Raw genomic sequence first — 24567 nt, forward strand, 5'->3', positions numbered from 1 at the left:
AAATGTATGCATGCTACAACCAACACACATTAATCATTAAAAACTTAAACCATGAAAAAGATATTATTATTTGCGGTGGCTTTACTGGTGCTATCAACATTTTTTCTAACAGGCTGTAAAAAGGACGGCCTGTCAATAAAACCCAAATCAACGGACTCCACTGTTACTACCTTAGCTACCGGTTCTTCTTATTATTATGTAACAACTGATAATAGCGGAAATTTATATGCGCTGGGTCTTGGTGGCACTACCATATATAAATATGATATCCATAACGGTAAAACTCCCTTTTACACATTGCCACAAGGAACGGGTAATGACACTACAGTTATTAATAGAATGGAATGCCTAACCAGTGATTCGCTGGGAAATATTTATACCCTAAGTGTAAATAATGCGGGTACGGCAAACGTTCTAAAAATCACGACATCTGGATCAGCAAGTACTATTTTTAGTGATATAAATCCCGATAAGGAACTTCCGGTGCAGTATATAGGAACGTATAACGAAACCTTTTATTTTAGTACTCAAGCGGGTATTTATAAGATAGCATCCGGGGGTAGCCCGCAGTTTTTAATAAGTAATGTGAGCGCGAATTTTGCTATCGACAAAAATGGAAATGTGATTTATGCCACCTATGCACAACCAAATAATGCCGGTGAAAGCAGCCTCAGCCAAATCAGCCCACAGGGTGTGCAATCGGTTATAGTCGCCAATTTGTATAATACAGGCAATACCGGTAATTATGTTACCACTATTGTAATCGATAAATTTGGAGATATATACGCTTATATTACTACAAGCTCTTTTGTATTGCTTAAAGTAAATGCGGCTGCAAAAATATCCACTGTAATGACAGGGGCACTCGGGAATGTCGATGGTCTGTTTGGTGCCGCAGAAATTGGAGGGGCCTTTAATATGGTCGCAGACCCAACAGGTAATATCTATTTCACTCAGACAAACAATGACGGTTCAGAAAGCTATCTCAGAAAGATCACTTTTTAATATATAATAACATCCTACCTAAACCCTGAAAATTCTGCAAGCCGGTAATCTATTTGAATTGCCGGCTTTTCAGCTTATCATCGGTAACAAATTACTATTCGTAATATTTTATCCGTATTGATTTTGCCTATCAATCTCCAATAAAAAAGTTATAAATTAGGTTTTTATATTCACGGAAAATTATTGTCGATGTTAAAAACAATCTTTATAACGGGCCTTCTATGCATAACATTATCTTATGCTGATGCGCAAACGCTAACTATCCCACCAAGAATAGAACAGGCCTATACAAAAGGCACCCGATCATTAAGCGGTAAACCCGGTAAAAAATATTGGGAAAATCATGCCCGGTACAATATCTCTATGACCATTACCCCTCCAAACAGGATAATTAATGGCGTTGAACAAATAACATATTTTAATAACAGCCCGGATGTGCTGGATAGTTTAAATATGAAACTGATTGAAAATGTCCACCTTGCACATGGCAGACGGGGTGGTTTGGCAGATACCGCCGCAGGCATAATTGTTGATGACATCAAGATAAATGGCGCTAAAGCCAATTGGGATAATAAAACGGCTGTAACAACCAATCAAATGGTTGCCTTAGCTTCGCCATTAATGCCGCATGATTCGGTAAAACTCAACATTAGCTGGCATTACCAATTATCAACCCGGGAAGGCAGGGAGGGTGTTATTAATCCGACTACTTTCTACCTGGCTTATTTCTATCCCCGTGTTTCTGTTTATGATGATTACAAAGGATGGGATACTCAACCACATACTGGTGGCTTAGAGTTTTATAATGATTTTAGCGACTATACCTTGCGTGTAACTGTTCCTAAAAACTATCTGGTATGGTCAACCGGTACATTGCAGAATCCAAACCAGGTGCTTCAGCCGGAATTTGCAAAAAAGCTGCAAGAATCAATGACCAGCGATTCAACTGTGCATATTGCTACACCGCAGGATCTGGCTAATAAAAATATCACCACGCAAAACGAAACCAGTACCTGGATATGGATAGCCAACAACATTACAGATGTAACCTTTGCGGTAAGCGACAATTATGATTGGGATGCTGCAAGTGTTTTGGTTGATGATAAAACACAACGCCGCACAGCTGTGCAGGCTGCTTTTGCTGATAGCGCGCAGGATTTTCATCACTATGTGCAGTTTGCCAGGAATGCTTTGAGCTGGTTCTCGCATAATTTGCCGGGTGTGCCTTATCCATTCCCTAAAACAACCTCTGTGCAGGGTTATGCCGATATGGAATACCCAATGATGGTAAACGATAGCCACGAAACGGATCTTGGTTTCGCGCAATTAGTGCAGGATCATGAAATAGCGCATACTTATTTCCCTTTTTACATGGGCACCAATGAAAGTTATTATGCTTTTATGGACGAGGGTTGGGCAACCACCTTTGAAATATTGATAGGCACTGCCGAAAGAGGTAAAGAAGCAGCGGATGACTTTTATAAGAAATTTCGCGTTAACAGTTGGACGCATGGCCCGCATGAAAAGGAGATGCCGATAATCACACCTTCGCCGGAAACAACTTTTAATGCAGGCGATAATTTTTATGGTAAACCATCATTAAGTTATTTGGCTTTAAAAGATATGTTGGGTGATGCTTTATTCAAAAAAGCACTGCAAACTTACATGAGCAACTGGAATGGTAAACATCCAATCCCGTGGGATTATTTTTATTCGATGGAAGAAGGCTCTGGCAAAAAGTTGGATTGGTTTTTTTATAACTGGTTTTATACACCATATTATATCGACTTGAGTTTAGACAAAGTACAGAAATCATCAAATGGATATGATCTATCTATAAAAAACATAGGAGGTTTTGCTGTTCCGTTTGATGCGATTTTGACTTATGCCGATGGCACAACCGAAACCATCCACCAAACACCAATAGTTTGGGAAAAAGATCAAAAAAATATCTCGGTAAACATCAAAACATCAAAAGAAGTTAAATCCATTACTTTAGATGGTGGAATATTTGTAGATGCCGATATGAAGAATAATACATGGACAGCTAATTAAATATTAGCGTTATAAGATCAATAAAGGTATATAAAATACAAAAACAACCAACGTCATTGCGAGGGACGAAGCAATGACGTTTTGTTTTTAGACAGCGTCTAATGCGTAATCAACGCAAAAATACTATCCCGCAATGCTTTTTAAAGTGCTGATACTTGGCAGCAAGCAATAAGCAGTTCCCCGTGTAATAACAAAATGAGGCAGGCTATCTATTGTTATTGAACCGTCTGCTGTAGGGATATTAAATGACCTATCGGCACCGGGTGTATCTCTGTTAGCTATTAAGCCATCCTGCCCTTGCTGCGAAGTAAAAGTACTGGCGAAATTGGTCGTATTCATCCATGAATAAAGCAATTCGAACTGTGTAGCAATTGATCCGCACAGAAAAAGACCAATCAATCCACGTTCTCCGTCATAACTCTTCAAGGTAGGCGGTGCACCATAAGCCATCCCCCGCCTTATTAATCGTGGAACAGGGCTTGGTTCTGATGAATTTAATACTTCATCCCTTGGGTTACCTACCCGGGTATGGGCCGCAAAAGGGCATTTCATCCCGGTAGTATCACCTTTGTACCCGAAATCGGTTGCATGGCTGGTAGCCACATCAGGGGCATTAGGTGATAATTCAAGCGGCGAACCATTCCTCCATCTGCCGTTTAACTTTGCAGCAATCCATTCCTGTGCATATTCAGGGGTTTGCTGTATTTCCTTGGGAGCCTTTGGTGCATTGGCAATCAGAAATTCATCAAAAACCTTTACATCCTGATATAGCATCCGGAACGCGTTATAACAACCATCTTTGGCGAAATCACCTGCTGGGTTATCGCCAGTTGGTCCCGGGCCTGAATCAGAGAGCGGGTAGCCGATAAGAAAATTTCTTAAGTCGCCGGTATCATTAGGGTCCGCTGGATCATTCCATGTCAGATCGGGCTGATCAATCCCATCCAAATAGGCGAAATGTATAAAATTGCGTGGCATCAAAGCATACTCTTCCAGCCTTTTAGTACCATTATCTATCGGTAGAAATTCTGTGAGTCCATTGGCCTTAGCAGCATCTGATACTATTGATACAATTAATGCACGCGTCTCGTCAGTCATGGCGTAAGTGTGCACTATACAATCAACATGTTGTTCGTCAGTGTCGTTTCCAAACGCCCAGCCCGATGGGTCGCTCACTCCCCAGTCATTCAGTGAACCTTGTGAACCTGCCGACGTTGGGCCTTCAATAAATGAATTAGGAAAATATTCCAGATAGGTTTCACTAAGATCGCTTGTTGCTTTTATGCCGCTATAGGTAAGCCCTATGTTGAGCATTATATCTGGTTTTGCATCGCCCCAGCTTTCAGCAGATTGTATGTAAGGGAATATAGATTTGATAAAGTTTTTAGCCCCTGGCTTATCATTAAACTGAAAAATCAGGTGGCAGGAGTAAGGATGCGTAAACCCGCGCAATATCATCCCCTGTATATTGGATTTATCGGGTATTGAATTGTTATTTGTTTTTGTCATGATAAGGTTTTATTAAGAGCCAACAGCCAAAAAAATGGGCTATTGACCCAGAAAATAGAATGAGCTTATACGCTTTGTTTTGGAAGAACCAACTCTTTAGCGGTGCTCGTAATTTCTTTTACCGTTTTTGTGTAAGCTTCATAAAGGTCACCCGGTTTTCCCGGCGATGCTGATTTGCTCAGGTTATTTTTATTGATGAAGTTTTCGAAGCCTGTAAGGTCTTTTACCGGTGGGTTTGGTGGGGTTAGCGCTATTGCCGCAATGCCTGCAAATGCTTGTTGCGTACCTGGATTTTTCCAGAAGAAACCGAGATAAGGATTCATCGGGCCATCAAATGTGGTGATCAATAAAATAGCATAAGTGCCCTGTCCTGAAGCATTGGGGATAAGTGCAACCCGTGCGTAATGCACAATGCCAGACTCGTCAAGGCCCGAGGTTACGCTTTTTACAAAATTTTGATAGGCTAGTTGTGCTGCTGCCTGTGATACCGCGTCCTGTTTAATTGGAACGTAGAGGGTTAGTGGATTTGCCATAAGATTTGGTTTTAGGTATTAATAATGCTTACTCTGTTAAAGGCTTTTCAGCATACGCCATTAATATTTAGAAGATTGTGCTTCGTGATTCGGTTTAAATACAGGCTTAGCTATTAAGTAATCGCAAGTCAAACATAAATATCTCTGTTTAATATAAAATAGTTTATTTAGCTATAATGGCAGGGTAATTAAACCCTATTTTACTGTGGTTTTAAACGCAAATCAATGTCTTAAATAGGATTATAGCCTATGTTGTTATAAATGTTGTGTTTATTTGTACCTTGAAAGGAAAGCTGAAAAGCAAACACATCTATTATGCCACCAGAGATTAAACAACCGCCGGTAGAAAAAACTAATTTACATCCCCGTAATTTGCATCGGCAAGGTTATGATCTGGATTTGCTGATGAAGATCACCCCGGAACTGACCAAATTTGTAAAGCCGAATAAATACGAAACTAAGTCTATAAACTTTAGCGATCCGGAGGCTGTAAAAACCTTAAACCGGGCACTGCTTAAACAATATTACCGCATTAAACATTGGGATATTCCCGAAGGTTATTTGTGTCCGCCGATACCTGGCCGGGCCGATTATATTCATTACATGGCTGATCTTTTGGCTGAAACTAATGGCGGAACAATTCCAAAGGGCGAACAGGTTAAAGTTTTGGATGTAGGTACTGGTGCCAATTGCGTTTACCCGATAATTGGTAACAGCGTTTATGGCTGGGAGTTTGTGGGCACTGATATTGACCCGGTGGCCATCACTTCGGCTAATGAGATCATCACAAAAAATAATAAAATAAATGATAGTATTATATGCCGCTTGCAAACTAACGCCGCCGACGTCTTTAAGCGGGTAATAAAGCAAGATGAGGTTTTTGATCTGACCATTTGCAATCCGCCATTCCATGCTTCATGGCAGGAGGCGCAGGCCGGTACTAACCGTAAATGGGATAATTTGAATAATGCCAAATCACAAGCGCCAGTGTTAAATTTCGGCGGAAAAAATAATGAGTTGTGGTGTAAAGGTGGTGAAGCCGCTTTCATTAGGCGAATGACGGATCAAAGCGCCTTATTTGCTAAACAGGTGTTATGGTTTACAACGCTGGTATCTAAAAAAGAAACGCTGGCCGGTGTTTATAAAGGATTAAGGACGGTTGCCGCGAAAGATGTAAAAACCATCAGCATGTCGCAAGGCCAAAAGGTGAGCCGTATTGTAGCCTGGACTTTCTTGGATGAAGCAGAACGCGCGGCCTGGAAACAAAAGCACTGGAGTGATAAATAAACCGCGATGCCTGATCCTAAAGTTAAATACAACAGAACAAGGATTGCGCCTACCCCAAGCGGATTTTTACATATAGGCAACGTATTATCCTTTGCTATTACTGCTGCTTTGGCTAAACAAAGCGGCGCAAAAATACTACTGCGGATTGATGATATTGACCAGGCAAGAGCCGATAAACAATATGTGCAGAATATTTTTGATACGCTGAATTTTTTAGAAATACCGTGGGATGAAGGGCCGCGGGACGCAAAGGAATTTGATGTCGAATATTCACAACTGCATAGGATGGGTTTGTATAATGAAGCCTTGAAATATTTGCAGGATAAAAAGTTGGTTTTTGCCTGCAACTGTTCGCGTAAGCAATTGAGCGAGAGCCCGTGTAGTTGCTATGAAAAACAACTATCATTAACCGCCGATAATGTAAGCTGGCGATTAATAACATCTCCTAATGATCGGCTTGCTATTAAGGATTATAATGGCGAATTGATACAAGCAATTTTGCCTACGGAGATGAATAACTTTGTGGTAAGAAAAAAAGATGGTTTCCCGGCTTATCAGCTTACATCTGTGATTGATGATTTATATTATGGCGCTGATCTGGTAGTACGTGGGCAAGATCTGTGGCATTCATCATTAGCGCAGTATCAATTAGCGATAGCCCTTGGGCGAGATGATTTTAATAATATTACCTTTTATCATCATCCTTTGATTAAGGATACAGCCGGTAATAAGCTATCAAAATCGACTGGTGCAACTTCAATTAAGTATTTACGGGAGCAAGGCAAAAGTGCAAGCGATATTTATCAATTAATCGCGGCAATAACAGGCATCAATGAGCCTGTATATAATTGGGAGCAGTTAGTAAGCATCATGATAAATAAACACTAAGTAGGAATAATGATTATATTTAAGCTTTAAGATACACAGGAGAATGGCTAAAGATTTATCGCTATTATACTTTGAACTATTGGAAAAGCTATCCGAACAAGGCGTTGGCGTTGGGAGCAATGTGGCTGATTTACTACAAAGATATTTTTTTAATACAAAAGAAGTTGATATAACTATATATAATAAAAGAGTTAATGATATTGTTATCACGTTAAACACCATGAAGAATAATAACCATATTATTTTTGATGATAGAGCCGCTGTAAATGATTTAATGAACTTATTTTATAATGGAGGGGCTATTGAAGTGTCTTTAAGAAAAGAGGGTTTGGATTATTACTATGCGGAGATACTTAGAAACGCTACTATACAGTCATTTGAAAATTCAAGAACACAATCAACCATAATATCCAATCAAAGTAAGATATTTAAAGCGGGTGCAATATTTGCATTTGGTAGTTTAATAGTGGCTATAATAACTCTTCGCATACAAATAAACCAAGACAATACAAAGATCCAAATACAGAAATTGCGGCAAGACACCACACAATTGCGTCACCAACTGTATCTGTTGGGAAATAAGCAGTAAAATTTTTGATGAACTCTTTAGTGTAGTCATATATTATATACTCTCAAGAGGGGAACTATAATAACGCCCATATTTCCAATCGCTAAACACACTAAGTTTACTCATTATTAAGAATCATGTTTACAATAGACCAAATTAAAGCAGCCCATTCCGAAGTGGAAAGCGGTGCGGATTTCCCAAAATACATTCAGGATATTAAAACTTTAGGCGTTAAAGCCTTTACTACTTATGTAAGCGACGGCCGCACTGAGTATCATTCTGTTGATGGGGATTCTGTACAGTCGCCGGGCATGTATGGTGCTTTGCCAATCTCGGATGAGACTAATATCGAGGAATTTAAGCAAGATCTGGAGATACATCAGAATGGCGAAACAGGCTACTACCGGTTTTGCCAGGACTGCGCCAGATCGGGCATTGAAAAATGGGTAGTTGAACTGGACAACATGACCTGCATTTATTACGACAATGCAGGCGTTGAAGTATTGGTTGAACAAATACCGATGGCTTAATAGATCAAATATCCTTTACATTGTCGGCCGTAATCCAGCCGGTATTGCCATTAGGCAGCTCTATCTCTATCCAGTTTTGATTGGTTTGATTGACATTCACCTTGGTTCCATCATGAATTACAAAAAGAGGCTTGGCGTTTAAGTCCGGCGAGCCCTTTACAATAACCGAATTGCTGAAAACAATAGCCTGATGATGTCCGTCAAAATAACTTACCTGCCTGTTCGCCATAAAGATATATACGATCCCAGCGAGAATAGCAATAATGCCGATATAAAAGGTTGCTTTTTTGATGATATATGAACGGGTAAACAGGTACCAGATCAATAACGCGAATCCACCAATAAAAAACAGCACGCCTATACCTGCCAATTTATTTACGGGTAAAAACAGGATGAAACTATGCCACCAACGGTTCACAAAAAACTCCGGTTGCGGTTCTATCTTATCAGCTATTTTTAGGTTAGCGAATTGTATGTTAATGCCAATGTCCTGGTCATTTGGGGCAAGCTTGTGGGCCTTCTCGTAATATAAGATAGCCGATGGCATATCGTCCATCTTATAATAGGCATTGCCTGTATTAAAATAGATCACCGCCGATTGATAACCTTCATTCAATATCTGTTGATAAGCCTGTACAGCCTCAGGATAATGTGCTTTTGCGTATAGTTGGTTAGCTTTATCAAAAAGCGCGTTCACTTTATCATCACCCAAAGAAAACAAGGGTAATGCAAGCATTAACAGCAGGTACAACCCGCGGTTTAGCCGGTTATATTTTATCTTCAATTTCATTGATCGTGTTTTTTGCTTTATCAAATACCTGTTGTTCTGATATGCCTGTTACAGGGGCAAAACGCGCCATCTCGCACAGGTCCATGGTATCAACCAATTGGGTGATGATGGCGCTGTCTAATTTGCGTGCCTGTAATTGCGTTATAATATTTTCTTTATTTAAATCCGATACCGGGATGTTGAGCTTGTCGCTTAAATAACCATACAACCCTTTGGCAACAGCATCATAAAATGCGGCGCGGTTGCCTGCTGTTAATTCTTTCTGTGCAAAAGCTAAGTGTTTAGCTGCCATTCTGCTGGCTTCGCGGCTACGTACCCTTACAATATCGCTGTTATATTCAGTCATCCATCTGCGATAAAATAAAGCACCTATAAATAGGACAGGCCCTAATAAAAGCAGTATGTAATATAGTGCCGAATTATAAAATCCCTCACCGTCTTTAAACTCATCCGCTGATGTTGTTTTGATGTATCTGATGTCGCTGCCCAGTAATTTAATATCCTGTTGCTCCGAAGAGTTAAAAGCGGGTACGTTGGCTTGCGCATCACCCTTATCAACCTTAATAGTAAATGGTTTGGTTGGTATGGTTACGTATTTTTGGGTAGATGGATTAAAGAAAGTAAACTCAACCGGGTTTAACGTAAAGTTTCCCTGGTGACGAGGTATCAGCAAATAGCTAAACTGTCTGCTGCCAGAAACACCATTTGAATCCACCACAATATGGTCGTTAGTTTTTGGATCATACTTTTCAACATCAACCGGCGGCGCTATTTTTGGCGAGTTGATCAGGTTAAGATTGCCCGTTCCCGAAATATCAATAGTATAGTTAAGCGTTTCGTTCGCTTTTAATTCCCTTTTATCTACATCGCTGTAAACGGTGTAATTACCTACTGCACCGGTAAAATCAGCCGGTTTACCTGCTGTTGGCAGCGCTATAGCATGTATGGTTATAGGCTGGCTTTTGGCTGAATATTTAAGGTCCTTAACATTACCATACATATCATCCAAAACATTGCGTGATGGCAGCCTTAGCTCTACCATAAAGGTAATAGCTAAAGGATCAATGGTCAGATCGCCGGCGTGCTGCGGGAAAAGCATAGATTGCTTTACTGTAGTAACATTATAGCGTATGCCTTTATAAACTTCGCTTTTCCAGGTGTTTTGCCCCTTGCTTTGTACATCCTGGTTCCAGAACCCATTCAGATCGGGTGCTTTATCAGGCTGGCCGCCTAAAATGCCAACACGGGTATATATTTTATAATATACTTTAATTTGTTCGCCTACGTAAGCACGGGTTTTATCGGTTACGGCACGAACGAATATTTGTTTTGACAGATCTTTGGTATCAACTTTAGGGTTATCATCAGGTGCCGCTGCTTGTGCTTGCTGTGCCTGTTGTGGTGGCGCCTGTCCCTTTACCTTAATTTTTATGGAATTGGTAGTTAATGTATGCCCATTTAAAACAATCGCGGCTTCATCAATTGTAAACGTTCCTTCTTTGGTTGCAGTCAAAATATAGCCATAAGAAATACTCATGGTTGAAACGCCATTTATAGATGCGAAGCTTGACGAGATGTTAGGACCCGACAGTACCTGGAAATCATGAAAATCGGGTTGGGTATAGTGTGTGCCACCCGCATTTATGGTAAAGTCAACTTCGAATTGCTCGCCTACGCCAACGTTAGTTTTGCTTGCAGTGGCAACAAATTTGCCTTGTGCAAAAAGCAAGCTTGTGTAAAGCAGTAATCCTATTATAAGGGTAATTCTCTTTTTCATTTATAGGGGTAAAAATAACAAGATTACCAATCTTTTAATACACGTGTACCTGTGCCTTTTAACTTTTTATTTTTGAGCTTGTCCTGTGTGCCTTGCTCCTGATTATTAAGGGCATTAAGCATGCGTTGGGCATCGTCTTTTGAGATGCCATCCTTAGGTTGCTCCGGCTGTTTTTGCTGATCCTGTTTGTTGGGATCTTGCTTACCCGGATCCTGTTTACTAGGATCTTGCTTGTCTTTATCCTGGTTCTTTTTATCAGGATTGCCTTTATCGTTTTTATTCTTATTCTGATTATTTTGATTGTTCTGATTCTGGTTGTTCTGGTTATTCTTGTTTTGCTGCTGCTGTTTCTTCAGCATTTCCTGCGCGTAAGCCAGGTTATAACGGGTAGCATCATCTTTAGGGTTATTCAGCAAAGCTTTTTTGTAGGCCTCAATACTTTCGTCGTATTTTTTAGTTTCGAGTAAGGAGTTGCCAAGGTTATGGTATGCGCCAGCCTTTATCTGCGGATCGTTAGTTGATGAAGCGATATTGGTAAAGTTCTTTGCCGCGTTATCAAACTGTTTTTGTTTGTACATGGCATCACCCATATTAAAATTACTCTCTAAAGGCATCTTCTTTTTTTGGATTGCCTTTTGGTAATCGGCTTCAGCCTCCTTAAAGTTTTTCTGATCGTAAAGCTGGTTACCTTTATAAATATACGTTTTTGCATCCTGCGCCAAAAGCACCGAACCATTCAGGATCATTAATATAATTATGATATACTTCTTCATGGCTTTTTCACTTCAAACAATTTTAAATTGCTTAACCTTAAACTTTTCCGGTTAGAGATAAAAAACTCGGCAATAAACAAAAACAAGGCAATCGCTATGAAAAACTGAAAACGATCTTCAAAATCTTTAAAAGATTTGCTGTCATACGTTTTCTGTTTCATTTTGTGCACCTGGTCCATCACAATACCCAGGCCGCTGTTAGCATCAGTAGCCCTGATGTAAACGCCGTTGCCTGCTACGGCTATCTCTTTACACATATCCTCATTCAGCTTGCTAATAACGGTGTGCCCAGCACTATCCAGATGGAAGCCAACTTGCTTACCATTATCATAAATTGGTACTGGTGCACCCTGCGGCGATCCAAAACCAATAACATGCACAACCACACCTTTATCGTGCGCATTTTGCGCTGCCGTAACGGCATCATCTTCGTGGTTTTCGCCATCGGTCATTAGTATGATTGCTTTGCCGGTTCCGTCTTTATAATCAAAAGATTTTACACCCAGATCAATAGCAGCACCTATGGCTGTTCCCTGTACGGGCACCATGCCGGTATTAATGGTATTTAAAAATATTTTAGCAGCCGAGTAGTCGGTAGTAATGGGCATTTGTACATAGGGTTCGCCGGCAAAAACAATAATGCCAATGCGATCCTCGTGTAAATTATCGATCAATTGAGCTAAAGCCCTTTTTGCATTCTCTAATCTGTTGGGCGCATAGTCCTGCGAGAGCATACTGTTTGAAACATCCAGCACGATCATAATGTCAGCGCCTTTCTTTTTAACCTCATCAATATGGTTACCCACCTGCGGATCGGCAATACCGATGATCAGCAAGGTATAGGCAACAATAAAGAAGATGAATTTTAACGTAGGCCGTGAAGACGAAACCTGGGGCATAATACGGCTGATCACCCCTTTGTCGCCCAAAGAAGCAAGCGCCTTTTTCTTCCACCTGCGTACCAGCATAAAGATGATGATCAGCAGCGGCACAAGCACTAAGGCCCATAAAATATATGCATTTGCAAAACGTAGCATTAGGTTATAGCTCCTTTAAAAATTGTGTTACTCAATAAAAACTCCAGCGATAATAATATCAGCGCTATAATGGCAATTGGCAAATAACGTTCGGTTTTTTTATGATATTGTGTTACCGCTATTTTAACTTTCTCCATTTTATCAATCTGCGCGTAAATTTGGGTAAGCTCTGTATTATTCCTCGCCCTGAAATATTTACCGCCAGTTATATCCGCTATTTGTGTTAAGGTTTTTTCGTCCACATCTACCGGGATCATCTGGTAATGCGTGTTGCCCATTTGATCTTTAAAAGGATATGGCGCAGACCCATTTGTGCCGATACCAACCGTATAAACCCGGATGTTGAATTGTTTAGCAATTTCAGCCGCGGTAATTGGCGGGATAGAGCCGGTGTTGTTCACCCCATCAGTAAGTAAAATAACTACCTTACTTTTCGCTTCGCTATCTTTTAAACGGTTAACGGCTGTTGCCAAGCCCATACCTATGGCAGTACCATCATCAATCATCCCATTTTTTATATCAGCAAACAGGTTGATGAGTACATCATGATCAATAGTCAGCGGGCATTGTGTAAAGCTTTCACCACTGAAGATCACCAAACCGATACGGTCATCCGGACGGGCTTTGATAAAATCTATGGCGATATTTTTACCGGCTTCCAGGCGGTTGGGTTTAAAATCTTCAGAAAGCATACTACCCGAAATATCTGAAGCGATCATAATGTCGATACCCTCGGTAGTTTCATTTTCCCAGCTCATTGCAGATTGCGGCCTTGCCAGCGCCACAATAATGGCAATAAATGCCAAACACCTCAGCACAATACTGTAATGCCTGAAAATATGCATCTGACTTTTATGCGCCAGTGCAAAGCTTTTGGTAGTCGACATGCCCAGCGTGCCTTGCAGCTTGCTGTTACGCCACCAGTAATAAGCCACCATCAATGGGATAATGAGCAATAGCCAGAAAAATCCCGGTTGGGCAAACTCTATTCCACTAAACCATTTCATTTAGGTAGTTCCTCCTTATTTTGAACGGGTTGAATAGGTTGTGGTATAAACCTGGTTTGTTGTATAAAAATGATGGCATTTTCCATGCTCTGCTCATTTTCATAAGCGGTGGGTTGCTGCTTGGCAAATTTCACCAAATCGGCCAATTTTAATATTTGAAACAGAATATTGCTGCTCTCTTTAGTAAGCTCTTTGCTTTTTAAGCCGTCAAAAATCTGATCAGTTGTTTGCTCGTGGGCTTGTACATTATAACGTTTCTCTAAATAATCACGCAGTATTTCGGTCAGCTCGATATGATATAGTTTGATATCGCCCTGCTGCCAAAGCTTTTTATCATTTAACTCATTTAGTTTAATGATAGCGATCTCGTCAATAGTATACACACGCGCGGCTTCAACCTGTTCAACTGTTTTAGGTTTGTTTTTGATGTAGTAGAGGATGCCTAATCCTATTAGGATAATTGCCAATACAATAACTACTATAACCCAATGGTCCTTTAGCCAATCCCAAAGATTGTAAGATACGGCAAGCGGCTCTTTAATATCATAAAAAGCCTTCGTGGTATCAACCGGTACCGACTTTATTTGTAGGGTTATTGTGCCTGTTTTAATATCGCCCGCTTTAGTGTGGAAGGTAAATTGCGGCAACACATACACACCGGTATCAAATGATGTTACGGTGTAACTGTGGCTTATGGTTTCCAGGTTGGGGTTGTTCTTATCTACAACGGTATCCCCCTTTAAACTTTTTACAATTTTTACCTTACCAATGCTGTCAACAATCTCAGGAAAGGTAATGTCCGCTTTAAGCGGCATATTTGCTGAAACATGCAGGATGGTTTGATCGCCGATAGGCATAGAATTCCTGTCGATGCTGGATTCTACTTTAACATATTGGGCATTGGCTTTGAATCCAAAACCAGTTAAAAGCGAAATAAATAGTAGTGTTACTTTGAAATATTGTTTCATGTTACCGCCTGCTCTCACGTTTTTTAAATAGTGTCATAAGTGGTTTAACATAGGATTCATGGGTGCCGATGCTGGTAAAATCAACACCCGATTTGGCGAAGGTTTCTTTTAAGCGGGCATTCCGTTCAATAGCTGCCTTTTTATAAGCGGTACGCACATCCCTGCTGCTGGTATTTATCCATTGCAGGTCGCCGGTTTCTTCATCAACAACAGGAATTAAACCCAGATCCGGGAATTCCTCTTCGTGCTTGTCGTACAATCGCAGCGCTATAATGTCATGCTTTTTATTAGCGATCTTGATCTGATCATCAAACGGGCCGCTCATAAAATCAGAGATGAGGAATGCTGTACTGCGTTTTTTGATGGCGCCGGTAAAATAGCGCAATGCAACCGCAACATCAGTGCCTTTGCTTTCCGGTGTGAAATCTATCAGCTCGCGGATGATCATCAAAATATGACTTCGGCCTTTTTTAGGCGGGATGAATTTCTCGATCTTATCACTAAAAAATATCACGCCTACCTTATCATTATTCTGAATCGCCGAGAAAGCCAATACCGCGCATAACTCCGTAGCAATATCCTGCTTTTGTTGAACAACGGTACCGAAATTTCCTGATCCGCTCACATCAACCAGCATCATTACGGTAAGTTCACGTTCTTCGTCAAAAACCTTTACGTAAGGGTGGTTAAAACGTGCGGTAACATTCCAGTCGATAGTGCGTATTTCATCACCCGGCTGGTATTCACGAACCTCATTAAAGGCCATACCCCGCCCCTTGAAAGCCGAATGATATTCGCCCGAGAATAAGTGGTTACTTAAACCCCGGGTTTTTATTTCGATTTTCCTTACCTTTTTTAGCAGATCCTTGGTATCCCTTGCCATAACCAGCCCCCTCTAAATCTCCCCCGGTAGGGGAGACTTCTTAGATACGATTGTTATTTTAATTATCTTCACTTAATCAATTTTTTAAGTCCTCCCTACCGGGGAGGGTTTGGGTGGGGCTTGTTTCTAAGGTACTTCAATAGCATTTAAAATACCGGTAATAATTTGCTCTGAAGTAATGTTTTCTGCCTCAGCCTCGTAAGTTAAGCCAACACGATGCCTTAATACATCATGCGCGATAGCGCGAACATCCTCAGGAATAACATAACCACGGCGTTTGATGAACGCATAAGCTTTTGCAGCCAGCGCTAAATTGATACTTGCCCTTGGCGATGCACCAAAGCTGATGAGGTTTTTGTATTGCGCTAATTTGTATTGCTCAGGGAAACGGGTAGCGAAAACAATGTCAATAATATATTGCTCAATTTTCTCATCCATGTAAACCTGGCGAACCACCTTGCGGGCGCTGATGATATCATCCGTTTTTACAATAGGGTTGATCTTAGGGAAGCCTTGTGCCGATATATTAGCACGAACAATCTTCATTTCATCCTCTTTGGTTGGGTAGCCAATAACTACCTTCAGCATAAAACGGTCAACCTGCGCCTCGGGCAGTGGGTAAGTACCTTCCTGCTCAATAGGATTTTGGGTTGCCAGTACTAAAAATGGCTTTGGTAACGGGTAGGTATTATCGCCGATAGTAACCTGGCGTTCCTGCATGGCCTCCAACAGCGCGCTTTGCACTTTTGCAGGTGCACGGTTAATCTCATCCGCCAAAATAAAGTTAGAGAACAAAGGCCCTTTACGAACAATGAATTCTTCTTTCTTTTGATTATAGATCATCGTACCGAGTAAATCGGCAGGTAACAAATCAGGGGTGAATTGTATACGGCTGAAATCAGCTTCAATAGCTTTTGACAATGAATTGATAGCCAAGGTTTTTGCCAATCCGGGAACACCTTCTAACAGGATGTGTCCGTCGGCCAATAAACCGATCAATAAACGTTCTACCATATAACGCTGACCAACGATCACTTTATCCATCTCAATTTTCAACAGATCGATGAACGCGCTTTCCTTTTGGATCATCTCGTTCAGGGCGCGTATATCGGTTCCATAAGAGGTACTGCTGGTAGCCGTATCAGTTACAACTGGTTGTGTGCCACTATTTATTTCTTCCATTAGCATTCGTATTTTAAGGCTTGCAAGTTAAAAAGAGTTGTTTCTTTAATCAAATTCTAAGTATTAGATTGTAGTTAGAATTTGTTAAAAAATGTTAAAACGGGGCATAATGGGTTTATCTAAGCCTCCAGTATGGCAAGTTGGGGTTATTATTGTAGGAATTCAAATATGATTTGTAATAATAAGGCTACAATCATACTTAATTGTACCGTTAATGTTTTTTTTACGTTAAACAAAAATCTAAAGTATTAGTCAAACAAAAAATACCCCAAAATCAACTCTAATTATAATATTATGAAATTAAACTTTACCAAAATTAAAGAGATTCGCCAACTTGGAACAGTCGCTTTATCAACCGGAATAGCTTGCTTGCTGGCAGTATCAATATCGTCTTGCAATAAAAGCTCAAGCACTGCCGGATCGGCCACGTTAGCAGTGGTTGCAGCCGCACCCGATGCACCGTCAGCAGATTTTTATATAAATGGCAGCCTTGTTAATGGTACCCCATTAGTATATGGTAGTTATATATCTTATTTTAGTGCTGTATCGGGTACAAGTAAAGTGGGCTTTGATGATACAGGTACTACTACAGCTATAGCTCTTGATACCATTAATCTCGCAGCTAGTAAGACATACACTCTTTTCTTATGCAATTTGGTAGCTAAGCGCGAATTCGTATTAGTTAAGGATACCATTGTTAGCCCTCCAACTAATAAAGCTTCTATTCGATTGGCTAATATGAGCCCGGATGCTCCAAATGTCGATCTGGTAATAGGTGGAAAAGTAATAGTTTCAAATGCATCATACAAGCAAGTGTCTTCTTTTGTAGCAATACCTGTTGTGGATAATGACACGTTAAGAATAGTGCAAACAGGCACAAGTAATTTATTAGGTGTTGTAAATGCGCTAACTGTAGAATCCGGGGCAGTATATACCATTTGGCTTAACGGTTTTGCCAGTGGCATAAACGGTTATGTTCTTCAGGCCAACATCATGAGAAATGCTGCATTGTAATTAATATTTACACTAAATTAAAACAAAAGGCTGCCACTATTAGTGGCAGCCTTTTGTTTTAGGATCGAAATTTATAAGTAAGGAATCGGGTTCTTAACGTAAATTAGTATGTTTACTAAAAATTATCAACCCATATTAAAATGAAAAAAGTAATTCTTGTTACGGGAGCCTCTTCAGGTTTAGGTTTAGCTACGGCAAAAGCGCTGCAGGCCCAGGGCCATACAGTTTACGGAACCTCCCGCGATGCGAAAAAAATTAAAGATGTAGCTTTTAAACCACTATCAATGGATGTTACTGATGACGCATCGGTTAAAGCAGCTGTTGATGCCATTATTAAAGCCGAAGGCAAAATTGATGTGCTGGTTAACAATGCTGGCAACGGTATAACTGGTCCGCTTTACGCTATGCCGGTTGATGTGGCTAAAAAACAATTTGAGGTTAACTTTTTTGGCGTAGTACGTGTAAGCAGCGCGATACTGCCGGGTATGATCGAAAAGAAACAAGGATTGGTTATTAATATAGGTTCATTGGCAGGTTTGTTTGGATTGCCTTACCAGGGTTTATACAGCGCGTCGAAATTTGCTATTGAAGGTTACTCTGAAAGCTTGCGTATGGAATTGCAAAATACCGGCATTAAGGTTGTTGTTGTTAACCCCGGCGATTTCAAAACCGACTTTACCGCGAGCCGCGAAAAAGTGCCTTTCCCGTTGAAAAATGAACAATTAAATAAAGAATATGCTGCTGCCGTTGCCGCTATGGAAAAAGATGAAAGCATTGGTGCTGATCCAGCAAAATTAGCCGCTAAAATTGTTAAGATAGTAGATACGAAAAGCCCTAAACATAGTTATCTGGTTGGTGCTTTAGGCCAAACTATTGTACCTACATTGAAGGCAACTTTGCCGGGTGGCCTGTTTGTGAAATTAATGAACGACCATTACGGGATTAAGTAACCCCCTGAAGGGGGAATGAAAATGTTTAAAGGGGATAGTAGTTTTGAAGATTACTGTCCCTTTGTTATTTATTATCTACCATGAAATTTAGAACGATATTATTTTCAATAGCTGTTGTTGGATTGTGCAGTAATGCCGTCGCGCAGCAGAAAAAGGAATTCTCCGGTAACCCTGTTATACCCGGTTGGAATGCCGACCCGGAAGCTAAGATATTTGAGGGGCAGTATTGGATATACCCAACCTACTCTGCTCCTTATGAGCAGCAGGTGCATATGGATGCATGGTCGTCGAAGGATTTGGTGCATTGGACAAAGCACCCCGATATTATTGATACCGCCGCCATAAAGTGGGCCAAAAAGGCCATGTGGGCACCAGCCGTTACCGAAATGGGTGGCAAATATTATTTCTTTTTTGGGGCGAATGACATTCACGATGATAAAAAAGAGATCGGCGGGATAGGTGTGGGTGTTTCGGATAGCCCGGCAGGCTCGTTTAAGGATTATTTAGGTAAGCCGCTTATCGGGCAGATCCATAATGGCGCGCAGCCTATTGATCAGTTTATTTTTAAAGATCATGACGGCCAGTATTATATTATTTATGGTGGCTGGCAACATTGCAACATCGCGAAGCTGAATAAGGATTTTACCGGTTTTATTCCCTTTGCTGATGGCACTACGTTTAAATCCATCACCCCTGAACATTATGTGGAAGGATCGGTAATGTTTACCCGGAAAGGAAAATATTACTTAATGTGGTCTGAAGGGGGCTGGACCGGACCGGATTATCGTGTAGCTTATGCTATTGGCGATGCACCGACAGGCCCGTTTAAACGGATTGGTGTTGTTTTGCAGCAGGACCCTAAAATAGCTACGGGTGCAGGGCACCATTCGGTGATACAGGTACCGGGTAAGGATGAATGGTATATTGTTTACCACCGCAGGCCGTTGACAGAGACGGATGGTAACCATCGCGTTACTTGTATTGACCATATGTATTTTGATAAAGATGGGTTGATAAAGCCTGTGATTATTACTAACGAGGGCGTAGCGGCGGTGCCTTTAAAATAATTGCTTATGTATTTTGCACTATCTAAACTATTGTTGTTTTTGCTTTACCCTGCTTTTTGGGTATTTATTGTATTTGTGATCGCTTTGTTTGTGAAAGATCGTAAACGCAAACAACGCTGGTTAATTGCCGCAGTAGCATTACTGTATATATTTTCAGCACCTCTGTTTTTAAATTTATTTGCCCGTGCCTGGAGTATTAAACCTACTTTAGCTAAAGTGCCTAATGTTTATAGTTGCGCTATTATTTTAGGGGGCTACACATCGGTTCATCAAAATGGGGACGGATATTTTAATAGTGCATCTGATAGGTTTATAGAAGCTGTTAGATTATTCAATACAGGTGTGGTTAAAAACTTATTACTTTCCGGAGGAAATGGAAGCTTGATGCCAGGTGAATACAAGGAAGCTAATTGGGCTAAAACGCAATTGCTCACCTTTAAAGTGCCGGATAGTAGCATATTGATTGAAAGTAACTCCAGAAATACAATTGAAAATGCTATTTTTTCAAAACAGATTTTACAGAAATCAGGGTTGAAGCCACCATATTTATTGGTAACATCTGATTTTCATATGCGGCGGGCGTTCATGATATTTAAAAAGGAAGGTTTGCAGGTAATACCTTATCCGTGTGATTACTCGGTTGGCCAGTGGATGGATTTATTTAGCGACCTGATACCTGATGGTGTGGCCTGGGCTGAGTGGAATATTTATTTAAAGGAATTGGTGGGTTATGTGGTGGACAAGTGGAAATAATCTAAAATAAAAAATCCCTCTCTGAAAAAGAGAGGGATCGGGGTTGCAGGCCTGACCTGCTTATTTAGACAGGGGTATTATTAAAAAATGGGTTCCATCGTTACCGGATCAATCCTTTTTAGGTTGATGTTGCTAACCGGTTTTACCACTAATGGAATTTTCTCAACATAAGTTTCACTGGTATCTAAACCAAAAGCTTTGGCTTCGGATAGTGCCAGCTTTTTGATGCTGAAGTAACTGTTCAGGATAAATGATTCGGATACGCTGAACAGGTTATTATATGACAGGAATTTCTCCAATATCACAAAGCGGAAATCAGATACTACTTTGAATTTTTTAAGTGATTCGTAACTGCTGGTGATGTCAAGCTCTTTACGGGCAACCATATCTTCAACCACTTTGCGGAACAATACGTTAACACGGGGTTGTATACGGAATCCTAACCGGAAATCAACACGGATGATCTTGTCTTGCTCAACCTGATCCACACTATATTCCATAGTATACGGCTCATCAGTAGTATCAATATGCACAAACCAATAAGTGTCAGCACGCTTAGGGCTTCGGCTCATGATAGAGTAGATGACCTTCTCTTCTATTTGCCTGCTGTTATTTGCCTTGGTAAGGTAGATCAGCTGGCTTGAATATTTTGGAATAGTTGTATCGGCGCTTAGTGCATTTAACATTGGGATCTGATCCTCCAGGTCGATAAAATGCAGGAAGCGGTTGTTTATTTTACGAGCCCTGAACCATATATACATGGTGAATATCAATCCAACCTCAAACACCAGGAAGAAGATCCTTTTTAGTAGTTTGGCAGCATTCTCCACAAAGAAAGCCGACTCTACACATAAGAATACACAAAGGATGATGGTTACCAACCATATAGGCCAATGTTTAACATAGCGCATAAAGTAGTACATCAATACGGTAGTCATAAGCATGGCTATAGTAATAGAAAAGCCATAGGCAGCCGTCATATGCTCGGATGTTTGGAAGTATAATGTTACCGCTATACAGCCAAAGCACAATAACCAGTTAATGCTGGGTATATAAATTTGCCCGCGAATGTTTGAAGGGTATTTAATGGTAATGCGGGGCCAAAAGTTCATACTTACGGCTTCGCTGATTAGTGTAAATGACCCGCTTATCAGTGCCTGGCTGGCAATAATAGTAGCTAGTGTTGCCAAGGCAACACTGGGGATCATTAATAAATGCGGGTTAGGCACTATCTGGTAAAATGGGTTTACATTGGCGAAATTAGTATTTTCAGGCTGGCTTAATACCCATGCACCCTGGCCTAAATAGCTTAATACCAATGTGGTTTTAACAAATATCCAGCTGTACTGGATGTTTTTGCGCCCGCAATGGCCAAGATCAGAATACAAAGCTTCGGCACCTGTGGTACATAAAAATACCGCGCCTAATAAAGCAAGGCCACCGGGATGGTTGAATAATAATTTTGCGCCATAGTAAGGGCTTAATGCTTTAAATATAGATGGGGAATGCAAAATTTGAAGGGTACCTAAAACACCTATCATCAAAAACCACATTAACATAACCGGGCCAAATGCCGAGCCCACCACCTTGGTGCCAAATTGCTGAAAGAAAAACAGCAATAATATAATGCCGATAACAATGCCAATAATAAGCTTACTGCCCGGAACAAATGAAGCTGCCAATGATGGTACATTGCTTAATCCCTCAATAGCTGAAGTAACCGAGATTGGTGGGGTTATGATACCATCAGCCAATAAAGTACCTGCACCTATAATAGCCGGAATAGCCAGCCATTTGCCGTAACGGCGAACTAAAGCATATAGCGAGAATATACCACCTTCGCCCTTGTTATCAGCCTGTAGGGTGATGAGGATATATTTAAAAGTGGTTTGCAGGGTTAATGTCCAGAATATACAGGAGATTGAGCCTAATACCAGCAACTCGTTTGCTTTTCCTCCTTCGGTTAATAAGGTTTGGAACACATAGAGCGGTGAAGTACCAATATCGCCGAAGATGATGCCAAGCGCTAACAGCATGCCACCGGCGGTAAGTTTTCTTAAGTGCGGATTCATTTGTTTGTATGTTGTTTAAAAATTATAGGGCATTGTTGTTAATGTTAAGGTTGAAATGGAAGCGGCTGCCTTCGCCAACTTCACTTTCAACACCTATGTTGCCTCCCTGGGCTTCAATAAAGTCTTTGGCTATTGCAAGGCCTAAACCGGTTCCGGTTTTATCAGCTTCGGCACCCGGGATACGGAAATAGCGTTCAAAAATGCGGGCGAGATACTTTTCGTCAATCCCGCGCCCCTGGTCTTTCACTGCAAACTCTATGAAATGATTTTTTTTCTTCACATCCAGATTAATAGTAGCTTTTTCGGGGCTATACTTAATGGCGTTTGATAGCAGGTTGATTAATACCCATGTTGTTTTATCCAAATCGGCCATTACGTTTGGCAGGGTATCGGCACAATTTGTATTGATGGTGATCTGTTTTTGTTCGGCTAATGAGCGGATAGCTTTTACCGCGTATTCTACGATGTTTTTAGGGTGTGTACTGCCGAAGTGCAGGTTTATCTTGCCGGTTTCTACCTGCGCGGCGTCAAGCAGTTCAGCGGTGATCTGTAACAGGCGGTGGGTATCGGCATCAATATTTTGGATGAGTTGTTTTTGCTCATTATTTACTTCTCCTACACGCGCATCTTCCAGTAATTTAACGCTCATACGGATAGATGCGAGCGGTGTTTTTAATTCGTGCGATATGGTTGCGATGAACGCTGTTTTGTCATCATTAAGCTGCTGAAAATCGGTGATGTTTTTCAGGATGAAAACCTTGCCTATTACCTTGTCGTCATTAGTTACTTCTAAAACATCTTTGGTGAAAAAGCTATCGCGGTTATCAGCAAAAAGCTTCATTTTAGGCTGATTAACAAATAGCATGTTGCGTAACAGGTCATTTTCCAGAGCTATGTTTGGGGCGTATTGACCTGTTAACCGATCCTCTGGAATGCCGATTAGCATGCATGCAACTTTATTGGCGAAAATGATAAACTGTTTGTCATCAATACCAATAATGGCATCACCCATGGAGTTGATGATGGTTTCGATCCTTCTTTTTTCGAACATGATGCTGGCAATATTGCTGCTCTCATACTCATTAAGCTTGCCGGCCATTTGGTTAAAAGCTATCGCCAGATCGCCAAACTCATCTTTTGCAGGGAAAACAAGGCGTTTATTATAGTTTTTGTTGGCAACCTCTTTTATGCCCGATATTAATTCTTTTACAGGGTTAGCAATGTAGCCGGGGAAATTTACCATAAAGCTAAAAGCGATAAGGAAACATAGTGTGCCAACAAGCGATACAAGAATTATTGCCCGATCGGCAGTAGTTGTGGCTTTGGTATTGCGATGCTCAATAGCATTCATGTTAAGCTGCATAATATTGTAAAGTATGCCGCGAATTTTTGAGCTGAGCTGAATTGTTGCCTGAGGGTTATTTACTGAAAGTTTGTAGCCTTCGAAAGTTGAACGTAATGAATCGGCTAATTGCTCTTCGCCGGGTTCGGTTATGTTTTGTTCTTCTTTGCTTATGTTGGCCTCTATGGTTTGTAATTTGGTAGCTGTGTTTACGGTTTGAGGATAATCAAGCGCCTGCTCAATAGCCTTTACATACACCAATGAACGATAGTTGTCTTTTAATATAGCTTTCGAATCATTTGAAAGGCGGGTTAAATAATAATCTGCCATTCCTGAGCTGATCAGCGCCATCAAAAAGATGAAGCCAATACCTGCGCGAAGTTTGTTTTTTATGTTCATGATAACGAAACCTTGATAAGCCATTAATAATTATAATGCCAAGGCAACAGGAATATTTTTATTTTGTTGAAATACAGGTTTTTATATATGAATTATTTGTATTTGTTAACTCATACTATATACGAAACCATATCATTTTGATAGGGTATTATCAAAATGGTGTGTATATATAACACTA

Annotated in this window: 22 protein-coding genes; 10 read left to right on the forward strand and 12 right to left on the reverse strand. The window is 40.6% G+C overall.

All coding sequences use genetic code 11. The features are described 5' to 3' along the window. Positions 1 to 51 precede the first annotated feature (51 nt). Together GSQ74_RS07680 and GSQ74_RS07685 are read left to right on the forward strand one after the other, a co-directional pair. A complete protein-coding gene (locus GSQ74_RS07680; RefSeq protein WP_158991872.1) occupies positions 52 to 1005 on the forward strand; it encodes a hypothetical protein in 954 nt (317 codons plus the stop codon). A gap of 189 nt (positions 1006 to 1194) precedes the next feature. Beyond that, complete coding sequence (locus GSQ74_RS07685; RefSeq protein ID WP_158991874.1) at positions 1195 to 3060, forward strand: M1 family metallopeptidase; 1866 nt, start codon at positions 1195 to 1197, stop codon at positions 3058 to 3060. Positions 3061 to 3183: 123 nt separating this feature from the next. Here GSQ74_RS07685 and GSQ74_RS07690 read toward each other — a convergent pair whose 3' ends face one another. Together GSQ74_RS07690 and GSQ74_RS07695 are read right to left on the reverse strand one after the other, a co-directional pair. After that, positions 3184 to 4569: a hypothetical protein gene (locus GSQ74_RS07690; protein WP_158991876.1), complete on the reverse strand. Its 1386-nt coding sequence runs from the start codon at positions 4567 to 4569 to the stop codon at positions 3184 to 3186. 65 nt (positions 4570 to 4634) lie between these two features. Beyond that, positions 4635 to 5102: a hypothetical protein gene (locus GSQ74_RS07695; RefSeq protein WP_158991878.1), complete on the reverse strand. Its 468-nt coding sequence runs from the start codon at positions 5100 to 5102 to the stop codon at positions 4635 to 4637. 315 nt (positions 5103 to 5417) lie between these two features. Here GSQ74_RS07695 and rlmF point away from each other — a divergent pair, with 315 nt between their 5' ends. From rlmF to GSQ74_RS07715, 4 genes are all read left to right on the forward strand, one after another. After that, positions 5418 to 6389: a 23S rRNA (adenine(1618)-N(6))-methyltransferase RlmF gene (gene rlmF, locus GSQ74_RS07700; protein ID WP_158991880.1), complete on the forward strand. Its 972-nt coding sequence runs from the start codon at positions 5418 to 5420 to the stop codon at positions 6387 to 6389. A gap of 6 nt (positions 6390 to 6395) precedes the next feature. Next, positions 6396 to 7277 (forward strand): glutamate--tRNA ligase family protein, encoded by an 882-nt coding sequence (locus GSQ74_RS07705; RefSeq protein ID WP_158991882.1) that lies wholly within the window; start codon positions 6396 to 6398, stop codon positions 7275 to 7277. 43 nt (positions 7278 to 7320) lie between these two features. Then, positions 7321 to 7866, forward strand: a complete 546-nt coding sequence (locus GSQ74_RS07710) for a hypothetical protein (RefSeq protein ID WP_158991884.1) — start codon at positions 7321 to 7323, stop codon at positions 7864 to 7866. 116 nt (positions 7867 to 7982) lie between these two features. Further along, a complete protein-coding gene (locus GSQ74_RS07715) occupies positions 7983 to 8375 on the forward strand; it encodes a DUF1398 domain-containing protein (RefSeq protein WP_158991886.1) in 393 nt (130 codons plus the stop codon). A 4-nt stretch (positions 8376 to 8379) separates the two neighbouring features. On the opposite strand, the gene GSQ74_RS07720 is transcribed toward GSQ74_RS07715, so the two are convergent. The 8 genes from GSQ74_RS07720 to GSQ74_RS07755 form a co-directional block, all read right to left on the reverse strand. Continuing rightward, positions 8380 to 9165: a tetratricopeptide repeat protein gene (locus GSQ74_RS07720; protein ID WP_158991888.1), complete on the reverse strand. Its 786-nt coding sequence runs from the start codon at positions 9163 to 9165 to the stop codon at positions 8380 to 8382. Further along, positions 9143 to 10942, reverse strand: a complete 1800-nt coding sequence (locus GSQ74_RS07725) for a BatD family protein (RefSeq protein ID WP_158991890.1) — start codon at positions 10940 to 10942, stop codon at positions 9143 to 9145. Before GSQ74_RS07725 ends, GSQ74_RS07720 begins: the two co-directional genes overlap by 23 nt. Before the next feature lie 23 nt (positions 10943 to 10965). Continuing rightward, positions 10966 to 11715 carry a tetratricopeptide repeat protein gene (locus tag GSQ74_RS07730; protein WP_158991892.1) on the reverse strand — a complete coding sequence of 250 codons (750 nt, stop codon included), beginning with the start codon at positions 11713 to 11715 and terminating at the stop codon, positions 10966 to 10968. Next, a complete protein-coding gene (locus GSQ74_RS07735) occupies positions 11712 to 12752 on the reverse strand; it encodes a VWA domain-containing protein (protein ID WP_158991894.1) in 1041 nt (346 codons plus the stop codon). Before GSQ74_RS07735 ends, GSQ74_RS07730 begins: the two co-directional genes overlap by 4 nt. Then, positions 12752 to 13759 (reverse strand): VWA domain-containing protein, encoded by a 1008-nt coding sequence (locus tag GSQ74_RS07740; RefSeq protein ID WP_216846701.1) that lies wholly within the window; start codon positions 13757 to 13759, stop codon positions 12752 to 12754. The genes GSQ74_RS07735 and GSQ74_RS07740 overlap by 1 nt, the downstream gene beginning before the upstream one ends. Further along, entirely contained in the window at positions 13756 to 14727 is a 972-nt protein-coding gene (locus GSQ74_RS07745; protein WP_158991896.1) for a hypothetical protein, read from the reverse strand. The genes GSQ74_RS07740 and GSQ74_RS07745 overlap by 4 nt, the downstream gene beginning before the upstream one ends. A gap of 1 nt (position 14728) precedes the next feature. Beyond that, positions 14729 to 15610, reverse strand: coding sequence for a DUF58 domain-containing protein (locus tag GSQ74_RS07750; protein WP_158991898.1), 882 nt, complete (start codon positions 15608 to 15610; stop codon positions 14729 to 14731). 126 nt (positions 15611 to 15736) lie between these two features. Further along, on the reverse strand, positions 15737 to 16696 hold the full coding sequence (locus GSQ74_RS07755) for an AAA family ATPase (RefSeq protein WP_371724292.1): 960 nt from the start codon (positions 16694 to 16696) through the stop codon (positions 15737 to 15739). A 390-nt stretch (positions 16697 to 17086) separates the two neighbouring features. On the opposite strand from GSQ74_RS07755, the gene GSQ74_RS07760 reads away from it, so the two are divergent. From GSQ74_RS07760 to GSQ74_RS07775, 4 genes are all read left to right on the forward strand, one after another. Continuing rightward, positions 17087 to 17806, forward strand: a complete 720-nt coding sequence (locus tag GSQ74_RS07760; protein WP_158991902.1) for a DUF4397 domain-containing protein — start codon at positions 17087 to 17089, stop codon at positions 17804 to 17806. 140 nt (positions 17807 to 17946) lie between these two features. Then, the gene (locus GSQ74_RS07765; protein WP_158991904.1) at positions 17947 to 18756 is read left to right on the forward strand and encodes an SDR family oxidoreductase; all 810 of its coding nucleotides are present in this window, start codon (positions 17947 to 17949) and stop codon (positions 18754 to 18756) included. Between the two features lie 80 nt (positions 18757 to 18836). Then, on the forward strand, positions 18837 to 19823 hold the full coding sequence (locus GSQ74_RS07770; RefSeq protein WP_158991906.1) for a glycoside hydrolase family 43 protein: 987 nt from the start codon (positions 18837 to 18839) through the stop codon (positions 19821 to 19823). 6 nt (positions 19824 to 19829) lie between these two features. Continuing rightward, positions 19830 to 20576 carry a YdcF family protein gene (locus tag GSQ74_RS07775; RefSeq protein ID WP_158991907.1) on the forward strand — a complete coding sequence of 249 codons (747 nt, stop codon included), beginning with the start codon at positions 19830 to 19832 and terminating at the stop codon, positions 20574 to 20576. An 80-nt stretch (positions 20577 to 20656) separates the two neighbouring features. On the opposite strand, the gene GSQ74_RS07780 is transcribed toward GSQ74_RS07775, so the two are convergent. Continuing rightward, the gene (locus GSQ74_RS07780) at positions 20657 to 22648 is read right to left on the reverse strand and encodes a KUP/HAK/KT family potassium transporter (protein ID WP_158991909.1); all 1992 of its coding nucleotides are present in this window, start codon (positions 22646 to 22648) and stop codon (positions 20657 to 20659) included. A 22-nt stretch (positions 22649 to 22670) separates the two neighbouring features. Then, positions 22671 to 24389 (reverse strand): ATP-binding protein, encoded by a 1719-nt coding sequence (locus GSQ74_RS07785; protein WP_158991911.1) that lies wholly within the window; start codon positions 24387 to 24389, stop codon positions 22671 to 22673. Between the last annotated feature and the right edge of the window lie 178 nt (positions 24390 to 24567).

The sequence above is a fragment of the Mucilaginibacter sp. L196 genome (assembly GCF_009765905.1).
GTDB lineage: Bacteria > Bacteroidota > Bacteroidia > Sphingobacteriales > Sphingobacteriaceae > Mucilaginibacter.